Origin of the sequence: Hornefia porci (assembly GCF_001940235.1) — a bacterium.
GTDB classification, from domain to species: Bacteria; Bacillota; Clostridia; order Peptostreptococcales; family Anaerovoracaceae; genus Aminicella; species Aminicella porci.
Genome location: NZ_MJIE01000001.1, coordinates 1,061,483 through 1,078,490 on the forward strand (window position 1 = coordinate 1,061,483; position 17,008 = coordinate 1,078,490).

Below are 17,008 nucleotides of genomic sequence, written 5' to 3' on the forward strand. Positions count from 1 at the left end.
CCATTTTGCTCGGAGAAATATATTCATAGTATAAATTTTGCGTCATATTTTCGTTAAACCACGGTACGAATGACTAATTTTCGATACTCCAATTTTAAAATATATGTCATACATAGTAAAAATGCTATGAAATCTGCCACATTTCTCGAAAAAAACCAAAAATGTGGCAACTCTGACCATCATCTAACCTGTACCTGACTTTAACTCCGGCATCAGCCGTTCTTGGCCGACAGTCTCCAGGCTAATCCGAAAATAATTCAAAAATAATCCGAAAACAATTGAAAAAGACAGCCGGAAAAAGAGGCTGTGCATCAGCATTTTGTTTTGCCAGATGCCGCAGCCTCCTGTTTATGCATATTCCGATGTTTAATTTCGGCCCTGCCCAGTTCCGCATGTTAATCTGCGCTTTCTCCGGTCTTGTTGCCCACCTGTGCAGCAAATCCGATTAAATTCTGTCAACTTCGCCGGGTTCGGCTACATTTCCTCGCGGACTCGGCTACATTCCTTCGTCGTGCTCGTCCGCATTCCTTCGCCGGGCTCGTTATCATCGTCGCAGAGATCGCGAAGATTGCGACAATTATAGAGACAGAAAGGGCTGCTCTCGCAAGGTTCGCATTCCCTCGCCGGGCTCGTCATCATCGCAGTTATTTAACCTTTACGGTTTTGGTTGCGGAGAATTTGCCGAAATAGTTTTTGCCGCCGACTGTCTTGTATGCGCGGACTTTGACGGAATACTTCTTTCCTTTCTTCAGGTTCTTAATGGTCTTTTTTGTCAGCTTGGTGTTGACCTTGGACCACTTACTTGAGCCCTTCTTCTTATATTTGATCTGATATTTCGCGCCTTTAATCTTTTTCACGGAAACGGTGGCTTTCTTTGTTCCTGCCTTAAGCCCGGTAATCTTTGCAGTCGCGATTTTCGGAGCCCTGACAGTGACAGTCGACGCCTCGCCGAAGATTTTGCCTGTAATATCTGCGCCGGTCCAGCTCTTAATATTGACGGTTCCTGTCGGCGCAATTGTATAGGTACCCGGCTTTGTCAGAGTAAACGTCGCTGCACCGTTCTTGTAGTATGTCTTGACGGCGGTCAGTTTTCCGGTACTCTTATCGACTGTATTCAGCGTCGCGGCAGCCGGCCTGATGGTGCTGCCGCTTCCGGCGTCATACACTGAGACCTTTGCCGTGATTTTCTCGCCTGCCGTCGCGGTGTACGCGGTCTTTGTCAGATAACTGTACTGGTCCGAGTAGTTTTTGTCGCTGTAGGCTCCCGCAAAAAGCTTGTCTCCGCTCTTCACCGCGATTTCAGAAACGCCCTTCGCATTATATTTGCCGTTTGTAAAATAGTATCCGACGATATCATGCCCGAACTGCTTTGTGACCAGCGAACCGTAGTCGGTTCTGGAGAGCCCGAGATACTCCGTCACCTTGTCTTCTCCGTATTTCTGAATGGTCGCCGCGACAAGGACGTCAGCGTAGGACACACCGTCCGCCTCCACGGTTTTCAATTCCGGGAAATACTTCTCCGCCAGATCGCCGGTGGCCGTAACCTTCTCATTTACCATATCATACTGATTCGGAATGCCGGCGCTGAACGTAACCGTCGCCTTCTGCGACGCCGTACCCTCCGCGAACGCCATTCCCGGCATAAACGCCATTACCATTGTCAGGGCGAGCACCGCGATCAGCGCTCTGGAAAACTTCTTCATAACTTGTCCTCCTCTTGATAACTACTTTACCTTCTTGTATACGATACCGGAATATGCTCCGTATATCTTCTTACCGCTGACTGTGCGGTATGCGCGAACCTTGTAATAATATGTCTTTCCTTTCTTAAGCTTCTGGTTGGTGTATTTCACGGAAGATGATTTCTTCAGGGTCGCAACGGTTTTATACTTTCCGGTTTTACCGGTGGCGCGAACGACCTGATAACCGCCGGCTTTAGACACCTTTTTCCAGCTCACGGTAATCTTCCTGCTTCCCGCTCTGGCTTTCAATGAACCCGGCGCCGGCGGCACGACCTTCACCTTGAGTGTCGACGAATTGCCCGTCACCGAACCGTCCATCAGCTCCGCGCGAATCCGGAAGTAATAGGTTTTCCCTGTTTTCAGACTTCCGACGGCCGCCGATGTGGCGCTGTTCTTTGCGGTCTTCACCTTCCTGTAAGTTTTTTTGTCTGTGCTCTGGTAAATGACATAGGATTTGACATTCTCCCGCGGCGACCAGGACAGCGTGACCGACTCGGTCGTCTTCGGCGCGGATTTCAGACCGGTCACTGCCGAAGTGCTCTTGCCGCTGCCGATGGCCATGATGTCGCCGGCGTCATTTTTGTAGTACAAATTCCCGTCCGCGTCGCTCACAACCGGCGAAATGCAATACTGCTGCAGGGGCGGTATAAAGGTCTCGCCCTGAGCCGAGACACTCAGGTCGTCAGTCAGTTCTATGTAATAGATTCCGCCCGGCGGCCGGTTGTAGGTGGAGTAGATGCAGATCTTTCCGCTGTTTCCTGTGGAGATCAGCATTTCACCCTGTACGTTTGCGGGAGCCTTCACTGTTTTCACAATCTCCATCTTATCCTTGTCAATCGCGTAGATGTTCCCGCCGTTGCTGCCTATGTAGAGGTTATCACCGCTGATAAGCGGCGTATTGACGGAGGGAGCTATTTTGACCTTTCCGGTTTCTGTCAGACTCGTTCCTGAAACCTTATACTTTGTCAGATAGCCGACCCCTGTGCTGTCCCAAGACATGGATGTGGCAGTCTTGGAGGCAACATAGACACTGCTGCCGTCAGACGCCGGGGTGGAACGGATGGTCATGCCCTCTCCGGCATTCAGGACCCTGGTGACAGTTGTTCCTGTCTTCGACGCGATGTAGAGGTTCCCGCCATCGCTTCCGAAGACCACAGAATCGCCCACCTCGCAGGCTCCGTCCCAGTAGTACCCTTCTTTGTCATACTGTCCCTGCTCCCAGGCGAGGGAAAGGTCTGAAAGCTTCAGTGCGAAGTACGTTCCGCCCTCGGTACTGTCGTTCCAGGTTCCGCCGTAGATCCGGTCTCCGATGATCTTCAGCGGTCCCTCGTTCTGTCCTTCAAATTTCTTGCTCTCTGCGAGCTTCTCAAGGTCGCTGCTGTACTTCACCACGCAGGAACCGTTCACAAAGACATATATGTTGTGGCTGCTGTCGATGGCGACCGGCGATGTACCAAAGCCCGCCGTACCGGGCAGCGTGCTTACGGCCAGCACCTTGCCGGTGTCTTTGTCCAGCTTGTACAGCTTCTTTCCCGCGACGAAGTATACATAATTTCCGTCCACTGCCGGCGGCGTCGGCGCGTTAGTGAAATCCATCGGCTTACCGGATGTAATGAAGCGCCATTTCAGATGGGTGTTCCAGGTTCCGACCGGCGTCTCAGCCGTTGTAACCGCCGCAAACGCACTGGCCGGCATCAGCATCGCGACTGCTATGACAAAGGTCAGAAGACCGATTGATATTTTTTTCTTCATTTACTCACTCCTCACTGAGAAAACAAAAGACCGCGGCTTTCGCCGCAGCCCGTTTTCACTGCTGTGCATTCTGCGTCGGAGTATACCGCTCCCGCAGAATTCCTTTCATGCAGGTTTCCTGGCTCGTGTTCTTCATCCTGACCCCGTCTTCCCGGAAATACCAGTGACTGCCCGTGCGGGCGGGGGCCGGACTCCCACTTACAGTGGCGGTACCGCGCAGGTTTCTCACCTGCTTCCCTCTCAGCGCCGCGTTCCGCGCGGCGAACATGAACTGACTTCTTCCATTATCGTACCCGTCTTCACAGAAAAAGTCAAATACTTTCATGTCACACCATCTTCGACGGGTCAACCCAGGCGTCGAAATCCTCCTCAGACACCAGCCCCAGCTTGAGGGCCGCTTCCTTCAGCGTCGTTCCTTCCTTATGCGCCAGTTTGGCGATCTTCGCCGCGTTTTCATATCCGATATGCGGGTTCAGCGCGGTGACCAACATCAGCGATTTCCGCAGATTTTCATCTATTCGCTCCCTGTTCGGGCGAATCCCCTCCGCACAGTTTCTGCGGAAGGAGTCGCAGGCGTCCGCCAGCAGGTTCACCGACTCCAGGAAATCGTAAATCATCACCGGCATGAACACATTCAGCTGAAAGTTCCCCTGCGACGCCGCCAGCCCGATGGTCGTGTCGTGACCCATGACCTGAACGCAGACCATGGTCATCGCTTCACACTGCGTGGGGTTGACCTTTCCGGGCATGATGGAGCTGCCGGGCTCGTTCTCCGGAATCGTGAGTTCGCCGATTCCGCATCGCGGGCCTGATGCCAGCCACCGGACGTCGTTGGCGATTTTCATGAGATCCGCGGCCAGCGCTTTCACGGCTCCGTGAACAAAGACCAGTCCGTCCTTACTTGTCAGAGAGTGAAATTTGTTTTCTGCGGTAACAAAATCCCTGCCCGTGATCCGGCTGACGGCGGCAGCCGACTCCTTTCCAAAATCTTTGTGGGCGTTCAGACCCGTTCCGACTGCCGTGCCGCCCAGCGCAAGCTCCCGCAGATAGCGCAGAGAGTCCCGCAGCATGGCGGCGTCGTGCTCAAGCATAGACCTCCACCCGCTGATCTCCTGACCCAGCGTCAGCGGAGTGGCGTCCTGCAGATGCGTCCGCCCCGTCTTGACGATGTCCATGTACTCCGTTTCCAGTCGCCGGAAGGTCTGCGTCAGGCACTCCACTGCGGGAAGCAGACGGTCCTCTGCGGCGCAGAGCGCCGCGATATGCATCGCGGTCGGGAAGGTGTCGTTAGAGCTCTGAGACTTGTTGACATGGTCGTTGGGATGAAGGAGCTTTTTCCCGGCGATTTCATTTCCGCGATTGGCGATGACTTCGTTTACATTCATGTTCGACTGCGTTCCGCTTCCTGTCTGAAAAATCACCAGCGGAAAATTCCCCTCCAGTTTTCCATCTGTAATCTCATCGCATACACGGCCGATTAACTCCGCACGCTCCGCGTCAAGCATTCCGAGCTTTTCGTTAGCCTGCGCCGCCGCCTTTTTCAGCACCGCGAATGCGCGGATCACCTCCGGCGGCATCCGGTGCGTCCCGATTTTGAAATTCTCAAAGCTTCGCTCCGTCTGAGCGCCCCAGTATCTGTCCGCGGGGACTTTTACCTCGCCCATCGTATCGTGCTCGATTCTGTACCGTTCCATTCGTCTCCCTCCTCATTTGTGTTCCGTGCTCCGACCTTCATCTTCGTGCTCCAGGCTTTCGTTCGGCTTTCATATCATGCTCCGAGCGGCACTGCGTATGCCTTATGCGGATTCCTTCGTGCTCCGGCCTGCCGCCCGGTTTTCGCATCATGCTCCGTATTTTCCCCAGGCCTCTTTTACCGCTGCTGCCACGCGCTCCACCACAAGGGGGTTGAATCCGTCCGGGAGCACGTAATCCGCTCTGAGTTCCTCCTCAGGAATTACGGCCGCGATCGCCCTCGCCGCGGCCTCCTTCATCTCCTCGGTAATCTTTGTCGCCCGGCAGTCAAGCGCGCCGCGGAAGATCCCCGGAAAGGCGATGACATTATTGACCTGGTTCGCGAAATCTGAGCGTCCGGTTCCCACAACCGCCGCACCGGCTTCTCTGGCCAGTTCAGGCATAATCTCCGGGACCGGATTGGCCATCGGGAACACGATGGGATCCTTCGCCATAGATCGGATCATATCCTGCGTCACGACGCCGGGTCTGGAAACGCCGATAAAGATATCCGCACCCTTCATCGCGTCCGCGAGAGAACCCGCCAGGTTGTCTTTGTTGGTCACCCTCGCCATGGCCTCCTGCTCCGGATTGTTATACGGCGCTCCCTCATAGATCGTCCCCCTGCTGCCGCAGAGAATGATATCGCCGAAGCCGAACCGCAGAAACATCTTTGCGATGGAAATTCCCGCCGCCCCGGCGCCGCTGAAAGCGATCCGCAGCTCTCCCGGTTTCTTTCCCGTGACCTTCAGCGCGTTCAGAATTGCAGCCGCGGTGATGATGGCAGTACCGTGCTGGTCATCATGAAATACCGGAATATCACATTTCTCAATAAGCCTGCGCTCAATCTCAAAACAGCGCGGAGCACCGATATCCTCCAGGTTGATACCGCCGAAGCTTTTGGAAATGTGGAACACCGTATCCACAATCACATCCGGATCCTTACTGTTCACGCAGATCGGCACCGCGTCGATATTCGCGAAGGTCTTGAACAGCGCGCACTTTCCCTCCATGACCGGCATTCCGGCCGACGGTCCGATGTCTCCGAGCCCGAGGACCGCGCTGCCATCTGTAATCACAGCCACGGTATTGCCCTTTCCCGTGTAGGTATAGGCCAGCGATTCGTCCTTACTTATCTCCAGGCAGGGCGCGGCTACGCCCGGCGTATAAGCGACCGACAGCTCATCCCGATTTGTTATCGGAGCTTTGCTTTCGACGGAAAGTTTCCCTCTCCATTCCGCATGCTTCTTCAGCGCAATTTCATTATAGTCCATAGTATATTCCCTTTCGTCCAAAAAGAAAAGGGCTGCAGCCTTCACGACAGCCCTCTGTTTCCATTATTTTCAGTCCTTCAATGTCTCAAGCCAGTTCTTCCCGACACGAATCTGGCGGCGAACCTCATCGGGAGCTGTCCCGCCGAAGGATTTTCTGGCGCTGACACACGCCGGAATGCTGATGTCGCCCAGCGCCTCCCGGCTCAGACGCGGATCGATGGCCTGCAGAGATTCCTCGTCCAGTTCTTCCAGCTGACAGCCGCGTTCCTCGCACGCCTTGACCATGTGACCAACGATATTATGCGCCTCCCGGAACGGAATTCCCTCCATCGCAAGATGCTCCGCGACATCAGTCGCATTCAGGAAGCCTTTTGACAGCTGTTTTTCAATCTGATCCATGCGGAATTCGGTTTTGTCCAACATCTTCGCGAATATCCGGATGCACGCCTTCCAGGTGTCCACAGCGTCAAACAGCCCTTCCTTGTCCTCCTGGAAATCTTTGTTGTAGGCGAGAGGCGTTCCCTTGAGCACGGTGAGCATCTGCATCAGATCGCCGTATACTCTGCCGCTCTTGCCCCGGAGCAGCTCCGCCATATCCGGATTCTTCTTCTGCGGCATGATGCTGGAGCCGGTGCAGAAGCTGTCGTCGATGGCGATATAGGAGAATTCCGAGGTATTCCACCATGCAAACTCCTCTGCCCAGCGGGAAATATGCGTCATGGAAATCGACGCGTCGCTGAGAAATTCAATCGCGTAGTCCCTGTCGCTAACGGAATCCATCGCGTTCTCCGTCGGCGCACGGAATCCCAGAAGCTCCGCGGTTCTGGCACGGTCTGTGGGGAAGGTGGTGCCGGCGAGAGCGCATGCTCCCAGCGGGCAGAGATCCATTCTTTCATAGGTATCCGTCAGACGCTCGATATCCCGACGGAACATCTGGAAATACGCCATAAACACGAATCCGACGGTGATGGGCTGAGCGTGCTGGATATGGGTAAATCCAACGGTAATCGCCTCCGCGTACTGCTCCGCCTTGCGCAGGATGACCTCCTCCAGCTCGATGAGTTCTGCCACAATGGTGCGGATCTGCTCCTTCAGGTACAGCCGCCCGTCCACCTGACACTGATCGTTGCGGCTGCGGGCAGTATGCAGTTTCTTGCCCACCTCGCCGATCTCCTCGATCAGGCGGCTTTCGATGCCCATATGAATATCCTCGTCCTCCACAGTGAATACGATTTCACCGCTGCGGATCTTTTCCCGGATCTTTTCCAGGCCGTCTATAATCTGTCTGCTCTCCTCTTCCGTGACGATGCCCTGCGCCGCCAACATGGTCACATGCGCAATGCTCCCGTCGATATCTTCATTATACATTCTCTGGTCAAACCCGATGGAAGCGTTGAACTCCTTCACGATCTGATCCATGTCCTTTTCAAATCTGCCTCCCCAAAGAGCCATATATGTTTACCTCCTGCAATTAAATTCGTTTATATTATACAACAAAAGGGAATATCATTCATCCTGTTTTTTGCTGTACTCCGCGATTTCACCGCATGTCGCGAACCAGACGTCCTTCTCTGACTGCATATGATCCAGCAGCTCCTCCAGAAGACCCGTCCTCCCCGGCGCGCCGATCATGGCCGGATCCAGCTGCAGCACATAGCAAAGTCCGTACTCAGCCGCCCCGTCGAATTCATCGATCCAGTTGTCCAGAACCCCCGTGTAATTCGCAATGCGTCCCTGACCCGCAGGGAACGCCGGATGATAATTGAAGGCGAAATACGGCAGATCATAGTTGACCCAGTGAATAGGAATCTCCGTCATGGTTTCTCCGTCGCCGAGATCGATCTCACAGGGGCGGTCGTCACAGCTGAGATTGCTGGAATACGTGAGACCGAGCTCTTTTGCCGCCTGCAGCGTTTCCAGCGTCAGCTCTCCCTGAGGAGTCCGAAACCCCCGCGGCGTTACGCCGCAGATCTTTTTGACCGCTTCTATGCTCTTTTTCAGGGAACTCTTCTGCTCTTCCTTTGTGTACAAAGCCATATTCTCATCGCGGCTGCCCATGATGCCGATCTCATGTCCCCGCGCCGCAATGCTTCGCAGGGTATCTGCATAATGCTCCGCCGCCCATCCGGGCACAAAGGCTGTCGCGCGCAGCTTCCGCTGCTCCAGAATGTCCAGGATTCTGCCGATGCCCCGATTCATTCCATACTGGCCGAGGGACAGCGTCTTAGGCTTGTCCGCACAGTCCGGATCCAGGTCCAGCCAGAACAGCTCCGCATTCAGGTTTAACGTGACTGTCGCGGCACAGCGATTTCCCCGCGGCCATACCGGTCTTTCCAGTTCCATCATTCTGCCTCCTTTCCGATCGGATACTGCCGGCGGTACCAGTCAGCGATTTCGCTTCCGGTCGCCACCCAGACATCGTCTCTTGCCGTAATGTTCCGGAGCAGATGATCCAGAATCCGGATGCGGCCCGGTGATCCCAGAACCTGGGGATGCCCCATGAAGGAAATCGCGAGTCCGTAACGGTAATGTCCCTCGAATTCTCTGAGGAAATTGTCCTCTACGTTCCGGTAGCAGGAGATCCTGTCCTGTCCGCAGGGTTCTGCCGGATACATGTTATAGGCCATTGCCACATAGTCGTCCAGCTCCCATTTGGTGGGAATTTCAATGAAGTCTGTCGGCTCTCCGTCGATAACGGTCCGATACGGCCGGTCGTCGCCCCGCATTGAGCTGGAATAGCGGAAGCCTCTCTCATACAGAAGCTTCGGCGTCTCGACCGCCCAGTCGCCGGAGGGCGTCCGGAAACCGGTGATTTCTTTGCCGATCAGCTTCCTGAAGATGTCCTGCGACTTTTCGATGATCTCAATCTGCTCCTCCGTGCTCCTTCCCGCGAATCGCTCGTGGGCGTATCCGTGGTGTCCGATCTCATGTCCCTGCGCGTCGATCCGCCGGATCAGATCGGGATATCTTTCCGCTGTGAGCCCCGGCACAAAGAATGTCGCGCGCACGCCGTATTCCTCTAGCTTCGCCATAATGCGGTCCACACACCGGTTCGGTCCGTACCGGCCCACGCTCAGCGACCGCAGGTACCTGTCGCCGTTGGGCAGGCCTTTGTTACCGTTTTCCCATGTCGTGTCCCCGTCCACGTCGAACGTGAACATGACCGCGCACCGTTTTCCGTCCGGCCACTTTATGCTGTTGTCCATGTTTATGCTCCTTTATCATTTTTTATAGTCGCAATCTATAAATTAATATTCGCAAGGAGCATGCCAAAAAAAAAGACGACATTTCAACACTTACCAATACAGCAATATCGAAAAGTCGCCTTCGCCAATATCCAATAGGTTAATTATTAACCCATTATTCCTTCCGTCTGCAGCTGTTCTATCGCATCTAAAAGTTCTCGACCTTCGCCCGTAATTACGCTTCCGCCGCGACCTCTCGCGCTGCGCACAAAGCCATAGGCAGAAAGCCTTGCAAGCGCCTTTCTTACCTCACCCTCTGAATACATCTCACCATTACTGTTTATTTGGTTGGTCAGCCTCTTTCGTCCTGCGCGCTCACCTTGACCGAACGATGTTTTAAGTTCCCTAAGAATTATTCCATGCAACTCAATATCTCTGCCTTCATTGAGAATAAATTTTTCAATAAATGTGGGCTTCCTCATTTCCAGAGGTCTGTAAGGTTTCCCCGCATTATCATGGAACTCCGGAAGTTCCTTTTCCGTAATATTCAAATTTCCAAGACTGGTAAGATACTCTGCAACATTGCGCAGTTCTCTCACGTTCCCCCTCCATCCGTGTCTGATTAATTTCTTTTGTGCAGCTGTGTTTATTTTCATGCCCGGATTTAATTTATTTGTATAAGACTTGAGAATCAGAAGAATGTCTTCTTTCCTTTCTCTCAACGGTGGAAGCTGTAACGGAAGTACATTCAGACGATAATACAAATCTTCTCTGAACTTCCCCTCAGCCATCATGCGATCAAGGTTCTCATTGGTTGCAGAGATAACGCGCACATCAATATCAATATTTTTGCTGGAGCCAACTCTCATAACTTTCTTTTCTTCTAGCACACGCAAAAGTTTCGCCTGAAGCGAAAGAGGCATCTCTCCGATTTCATCCAAAAAAATGGTCCCTTTGTGTGCCAATTCAAAAAAGCCTATTTTCCCTCCCTTTCGAGCACCGGTGAACGACCCCTCTTCATATCCGAACATTTCACTTTCCAGAAGATTCTCCGGAATGGCAGAACAGTTAACCGCAACAAAATTATATCGGCTTCGTCGAGAAGCATTATGTATACTCTGCGCAAACATTTCTTTCCCTGTTCCGCTCTCACCGGTGATCATTACCGCGGCGTCACTGGCTGCCATTCGTTTTGCAGTCTCCACCGTTTTACGAATCGAAGGACTTTCACCAAGGATATCCTCGAAATGATAGTGCGCAATATGGTCTGCTCCACTTAACTTTGCTCTCATTCCGTGCTGTTTTTCTTCTTGTTCATCAAAGTCTGTTATTGTTACAATATGACCGGCCGTCTCATCGCCATTTATGATTTCCACAGGAGCAACAATCAAATTCGCGCCAGAAGTCCGAATCAAAGTTTCTGATGTTGAAGAAAGGTCGATTTCAGGAAGAACTTCATTGATATTGAACCCTTCCAGCACAGCCGTTCTCCCTTGAAGCAGCTCTCTGGCTTTTGCATTGGAAATATAAATTTTTCCCAATTCATCCGTTATGACAATTCCATCCTTCATCAGTTTCAGCATTGCTTCCAGCTTGCTGGTCATGCTTGCAGTATCGTTGAGAAGACGATCCATACTGGAATTCATATAATAATATTCTTTTCTCGCTTCTATGGCTTCATGCGTTGAAAATTCTTCTGAAACGCCCAGTTTGTCCGCAATTGCCATTAAACTGTTCAGGTCAACCGAACTCTCGCCCAGATTGTATACGGTTTCAATCGTTTTCGGAACCAGGTGTGATTCATTTGGCGTAATTGCGACATGAATATCGTGATCATAATCGCCCTCCCCATAATACGGAATCAATTCTACATCACGATACCCCGCATCGTACATTGATGTAATCGTATGCATACATGATCGATTGTCAAAATTGACCAAGAGCGCTCGAGTCCCTTTGGGTATTTCAGACAGACGTTCCATCTGCTTTTTACTTAATGACAAAGAAAGAACTATAATCTCCGAATTTGAACTGATTCGCTTACGAACCTGCTGAAAGATATTAAAGGCTGAGATCAACACAAAGTCTTCGGTTATTCCCCCCTGTCTCTCCACTTCCGGAATTGAGTAAGAATTGAATTCCGCATATCGACCGAGAAACTTGGAAATGTTATCTGTAAGAAAATCCGCATATTCTTTTTTCGTTGCAACCACTGCGATCTTTTTCATTATATTTTGTCCCTTCGTGATATTACCCCTATTATACTACAAAAGAGCCGTCATACAAGGCGGCTCTTTCCAATATAATTAAAGGTTCACATGACTTTCATTCATGAACAGCGGATAAGATGCCCTCGGGTGTGTCAAACCGATACGAACACACATTTCCGCATAAGCTACAGCGATAAACGCCGGGTCAAAAACCTTCACAGGAAGATTCTTTTCTATAGCAGACCCATAGTTTGCCATTCCGAGGCAGCCCAGTACTACGCCATCAATCTGTTCTTTTTCTACCGCTTCACGGCATACTTGAATTAATCGCTTTTCTATGGCCGTAGGATCCTTTCTGAGTTCCCCAATCGGCACATCCAAAGCTCTTACGGAACTCATTTTGTCTCGGGCAATGGCATACCTCCTTAACCTGCGATAAGTCCGGGCAATGTTACGACTTTCTGTTGTGATCACAACATACCGGTTGCAGACAAGTCCTGCTGCAGCGAGAGTGGTTTCTCCCGGGCCGACCACAGGAATACTGACATTTTCACGAATTGCATCTATCGCCACATCGCTGAAACAGTAGATAACGATAGCATCATACCCTTCTTTTTCAGCCTGAATGCTTCTTCGTACCATCTCCGGAGAAGCGAATGCCTCATCAGTATTACAGTCCAGTTCATCCGGACCTTCTTTTATACAATCCACCGATATCTCAGTTTTCTCCGACACAGCGCAGCTTAACATACTTTCGCGCTGATCCATCGTTTCCCGGTCCATCGCCTTATCAGTCATAATTACTTTGATTTTCAAAACGTCCTCCAAAGTCATTCCGCTTTCTTTTCCAGTGCTGCTTCTTCAGTCCAGACATCTGAATCCACTCCGATGTCTGCTGCAACAAATCTTTTTCCTTTTGACATCTTATAATCATTATAAGCTGCTATAACATATTTTCTTCCAATAATCAATGTCGGTACATTAATGAACACCAACACGATATTAATCAAATCAGAGACAGTCCAGAGATTGTCCAGCTGAAGTCCCGCGAGAACAGTCAGTGTTCCAAGAGGAACAAAGATGAATGCGCCCAGCACACGGATAAAGCGAATAAATTCTTTGCTCTGAGAAATTTTATTCGCTGCGATTTCCGAATACGTCAGGTCACAAACCAGCGTCGTAAATGCAAACAATCCGAAGCATAAAGCCACAATAACAACAACAGTTCCATCTAATTTTGTACCCGGGACCAGCGCTCTTATTGATGCAAGGAAAGTTCCAATCTTATCAAGACTGATTTCACTCCAATTGATATTTTTGTCTTCCCAAATTGCTCCCGCAGACACAATAAACCCAGTCAGCGAGCAAATCACTATCGTATCAACGAATACACCTATTGCCTGCACAAATCCCTGCTCACAAGGGTGATTCTGATCTGCGATAGACGATGCCTGAGTGGAAGTTCCCATACCGGCCTCGTTTGACAGCAGAGCTCTCTTCAATCCATTCGCCAGAGTCACACCGAACACCCCGCCAAAAATCGATTGCGGTTTAAACGCCTGCACAAATACTGCCGCAAAAAATCCGGGAACCTTATCGAGATTCAAGAGGATCAGCACAAAGGTAATTGCCAAATACAGAAGTGCCATAAAAGGAACTGCTCCATCCGCGAAAGAAACCGCATTTTTGATTCCTCCAAAAGCGATAACTGCAATCACAACGATAATTACCGCTGCGATTATATAATATGCGGGTTCGCTTACGTCCGTCGTCCTGCCGACAAAAACATTCATAATCGAACTTGCTGCCGTAAAAACATGGAAGGTATGAACCGGTATGCTGAGAAGATTGTAAATCAGATACATCACGCACATCGCCGTGCCAACCCAGATTTTGTTCTTCCAGATCTTCTGAATATAGAAAGTAAATCCTCCGACATACTCATTTCCTTTTTTCTCTTTAAAGATCTGCGAGAGGGTAGCTTCACTGAATGCTGTCGCCATTCCAAACAAAGCAGAAATCCACATCCAGAATATGGCTCCCGGACCGCCCAGCGAAATCGCACCGGTAACCCCAACGATATTACCAGCACCAACTCTACCGCCCATGCTGATCAAAAAAGCCTGCAATGGGGTTGTTCCCGTTTCCCCTTTTTTGCGTTTTGGCGATAACAGTTTCAAACCGGTCTTAAATCCTTTAATCTGTACAAATCCCAGTTTAAAAGTAAAATAAATTCCGCAGCCGAGCAAAAATAAGATGCCAAGTGAGTACTGCCCTAAAATCGGAATTGACGCATACCATTCATAATTAGTCGGAAAGTCCCAAAGGAAATTACTAATCGGAACTACTCCGGCAAAAAGCTGATCTACTGCATTGAAAATTCCATCCATACATTATCTCCTTACATACAATATGATCAATAACAAATAACATTGCGACCATCATTATTCATAGCAACATACATGCCAAATTTCTTTTCACAGAAAATTCAAAGTTTCGCCGATTTGCAATTTTTTATTAACGCCAATTTTGGCATTAATGGGTAAATAATTAACCTATTGTTCCAATTTATTGTCTGTTGTCATAGTCGATGTCGCAGTTGATAATGTTATAACAATTCATTATAAAATCTGTACATCAATATGTTCTTTCTCTGCATATTGACTATCTTGAATCTATGCGCTATATTCAGATTATGAAAATGGTTTCACAGTATCGAGGACTTCCTAAGCAAATCTATTTTCTCTGCGTCGTACGCCTGATTGAAGAAATGGGGCTTATGTTTGTATTCCCGTTTTTATCTTTACTTATGACACAAAGGCTGGGATTCTCTACTATACAGGCTGGTTTTCTCATGCTGTTCACTTCAGCATGCAGTACAGCGGGGACCTTAACAGGAGGGAAACTTGCTGATGAGTTTGGACGGCGCAGAATCTGTATAACGTTGACCATTATCGTGATTATGGCGACATTCGCTGCAGGAGCGACATGCTCCCGTCCGATCGTACTGTTATTTGTGATCATCGCATATACCGCAAATAGTGCGATTGTTCCGGCGGCATCCGCATTCGTCATTGACTTATCAACGCCAGAAACCAGGAATGACTGCTTTTCTCTGCTTTACATCTTTGTTAATGTCGGATGCTCTTTCGGTCCTGTTGTTGCCGGCCTCTTATTTTATAATCATATGAGATGGATTTTCTATTCAATGGCCGGTCTTTATCTGATCGCTCTTTATATTTTGTGCACCCGCATCAAAGATCATTATATTCCGCATTGCAGGCACAGTACAAAAGAAGAAGAAAGCCTGATTTCAATTACATTTCACAGACCTGTGCTCTGTATTTTTATAGGCTGTCTTATAGCCATTACTATGTGTTATATGCAGCTTAGCTATGTTCTTCCGATTCAACTCAGCGACACTTTCGGTCTGAACACAGGTTCCAAGCTCTCATCTCTGCTTTGGACCGCTAATGGTATTCTGTGCGTCATCCTGACACCATCAATGATGCTGATTATTAAAAGACTGGATCCGCTGCTCAATGTTGTTATCGGAGTACTGATTTATATTGCAGGCTTCGGAATATATGCATTTCCAATCACTGTTCCACTTTTTACTGTCTCAACAGTAATCTGGACAATCGGTGAAATCTTTATCAATACAGAATCAACCGTATTTATTGCAGAAATGGCTCCTCACACTCATAACGGAAGAGTGATCAGTCTTTACGAGTTCTCAAGAGGTATGGGAAAGTGCATTGGTCCGCCGATATTCAGCTACGCCTTAGTTTACACAAATTACAGCGGTATATGGATTTCTATCAGTGTGATATTCGGAGTTATCGCCGGAATACTTGCTTTACTTTACCGGAAATCCCATCATTCGCACCGTAATTCTGCGAATTCTTGACAGACAATTCTCTGTTGCTATAATAAAGGCAGAAAAGCAGATCTTTCATCGGTAAATATTCCGGAATCGTATGAGAATAAAGTTTGCAGGAGGTACATGAACATGACATTAGGACGCGAAAAGGTGTGTTTTCTGAACACGCCGACCCCTCTGGAGCAGCTGAAAACCGTGTCGCGGGAGCTGGGGATCCGGTTTTACATGAAGCGGGACGATCTGACCAACTACGGAACGGGCGGCAACAAGCTCCGGAAGCTGGAATATTTTGTAAAGGACGCGCAGGATCACGGCGCGACGATGCTCCTGACCGTGGGAGGAGCACAGACCAATCACGGCAGACTGACTGCGGCGATCGCCGCACGCTACGGATTCCGTTCTGCCATCGTGGCGGTGGACCCGTATCCTGGAGAGATTTCCGCCAACCTTCTGCTGGACGGAATCATGGGATGCCAGGTGTATCTGGTCCGCAAGGACGGCAGAACACCGGACAGTCAACTTCTTCAGGACGCTGTGGCACGGGTCACAAAGGAATGGGAGGAGAAGGGAGAAAAGGTCTACTTCATCCCCATGGGCGGTTCTGACGAGCTGGGAGCGCTGGGTTATTACGACTGTGCTCTGGAGCTGGATGCGCAGATCCGGGAGCAGGGAATCACAAATCCCCATATCATCGTCACTGTCGGGAGCATGGGCACCTATATGGGGCTTGCGGCGGCCATCGCGAACGAGCATCTGAATATGAAGCTTACCGGCATCGGGATCATGCCGTACCGGGACATCACCGGTCACGCACTGGATTACTATGAACGGCTGCGGAAGACTTACGGTCTGGAAGCGGTTCTGCGCCGGGAGGATTTTCACATCAACACTGATTTCGACTATGGGGCTTATAACAATCCGGTGGAGGATGTGCGCAAGGCCATCTATTACATGGGGCGCAGGGAGGGAATCATTCTCGACCCCTGCTACACCGGCAAGACATTCAATGCAGTAAAAAAACTCGCCGAACGCAGCGAGCTTTCGAAAGAGGATTCCTATATCATGATCCATACCGGCGGCATTCCGGGCATCTATACGAAGCACCACCGCTCCGAGATGGAGGTGGAGCTGATGAACTACATGCACATCATCTGAAGCACGTGCTCCGAAAGCAAATTTCTCCGGGCGCCTATCTCTTCAGTCACTGGGATGCGATTGCTCCGGAGCATCC

At 50.2% G+C, this 17,008-nt stretch carries 12 protein-coding genes and 1 riboswitch; of the genes, 2 read left to right on the forward strand and 10 right to left on the reverse strand.

Features of this window, described 5'->3' with window-relative positions:
• Positions 1-644: 644 nt before the first annotated feature.
• From BHK98_RS05060 to BHK98_RS05105, 10 genes are all read right to left on the reverse strand, one after another.
• Entirely contained in the window at positions 645-1,703 is a 1,059-nt protein-coding gene (locus tag BHK98_RS05060; RefSeq protein WP_075712484.1) for a fibronectin type III domain-containing protein, read from the reverse strand.
• A 21-nt stretch (positions 1,704-1,724) separates the two neighbouring features.
• Positions 1,725-3,494 carry a fibronectin type III domain-containing protein gene (locus BHK98_RS05065; protein ID WP_075712485.1) on the reverse strand — a complete coding sequence of 590 codons (1,770 nt, stop codon included), beginning with the start codon at positions 3,492-3,494 and terminating at the stop codon, positions 1,725-1,727.
• A gap of 91 nt (positions 3,495-3,585) precedes the next feature.
• Positions 3,586-3,779: riboswitch (cobalamin riboswitch) on the reverse strand.
• Between the two features lie 41 nt (positions 3,780-3,820).
• On the reverse strand, positions 3,821-5,188 hold the full coding sequence (fumC, locus tag BHK98_RS05070; RefSeq protein WP_075712486.1) for a class II fumarate hydratase: 1,368 nt from the start codon (positions 5,186-5,188) through the stop codon (positions 3,821-3,823).
• Positions 5,189-5,335: 147 nt separating this feature from the next.
• Positions 5,336-6,499 carry an NAD(P)-dependent malic enzyme gene (locus tag BHK98_RS05075; RefSeq protein ID WP_075712487.1) on the reverse strand — a complete coding sequence of 388 codons (1,164 nt, stop codon included), beginning with the start codon at positions 6,497-6,499 and terminating at the stop codon, positions 5,336-5,338.
• 69 nt (positions 6,500-6,568) lie between these two features.
• Entirely contained in the window at positions 6,569-7,951 is a 1,383-nt protein-coding gene (gene argH / locus BHK98_RS05080; RefSeq protein ID WP_075712488.1) for an argininosuccinate lyase, read from the reverse strand.
• A 54-nt stretch (positions 7,952-8,005) separates the two neighbouring features.
• Positions 8,006-8,842, reverse strand: coding sequence for a polysaccharide deacetylase family protein (locus BHK98_RS05085; protein ID WP_075712489.1), 837 nt, complete (start codon positions 8,840-8,842; stop codon positions 8,006-8,008).
• On the reverse strand, positions 8,842-9,705 hold the full coding sequence (locus BHK98_RS05090) for a polysaccharide deacetylase family protein (protein WP_075712490.1): 864 nt from the start codon (positions 9,703-9,705) through the stop codon (positions 8,842-8,844). The genes BHK98_RS05085 and BHK98_RS05090 overlap by 1 nt, the downstream gene beginning before the upstream one ends.
• Before the next feature lie 146 nt (positions 9,706-9,851).
• Positions 9,852-11,912 carry a sigma-54 interaction domain-containing protein gene (locus tag BHK98_RS05095; protein WP_075712491.1) on the reverse strand — a complete coding sequence of 687 codons (2,061 nt, stop codon included), beginning with the start codon at positions 11,910-11,912 and terminating at the stop codon, positions 9,852-9,854.
• Between the two features lie 78 nt (positions 11,913-11,990).
• Positions 11,991-12,710, reverse strand: coding sequence for an aspartate/glutamate racemase family protein (locus BHK98_RS05100; protein WP_158024462.1), 720 nt, complete (start codon positions 12,708-12,710; stop codon positions 11,991-11,993).
• 14 nt (positions 12,711-12,724) lie between these two features.
• On the reverse strand, positions 12,725-14,284 hold the full coding sequence (locus BHK98_RS05105) for an alanine/glycine:cation symporter family protein (RefSeq protein ID WP_075712493.1): 1,560 nt from the start codon (positions 14,282-14,284) through the stop codon (positions 12,725-12,727).
• Positions 14,285-14,595: 311 nt separating this feature from the next.
• Here BHK98_RS05105 and BHK98_RS05110 point away from each other — a divergent pair, with 311 nt between their 5' ends.
• Both BHK98_RS05110 and BHK98_RS05115 read left to right on the forward strand, forming a co-directional pair.
• Positions 14,596-15,804 carry an MFS transporter gene (locus BHK98_RS05110; protein ID WP_206779521.1) on the forward strand — a complete coding sequence of 403 codons (1,209 nt, stop codon included), beginning with the start codon at positions 14,596-14,598 and terminating at the stop codon, positions 15,802-15,804.
• Between the two features lie 102 nt (positions 15,805-15,906).
• Positions 15,907-16,932 (forward strand): 1-aminocyclopropane-1-carboxylate deaminase/D-cysteine desulfhydrase, encoded by a 1,026-nt coding sequence (locus BHK98_RS05115; RefSeq protein WP_075714977.1) that lies wholly within the window; start codon positions 15,907-15,909, stop codon positions 16,930-16,932.
• Positions 16,933-17,008 lie beyond the last annotated feature (76 nt).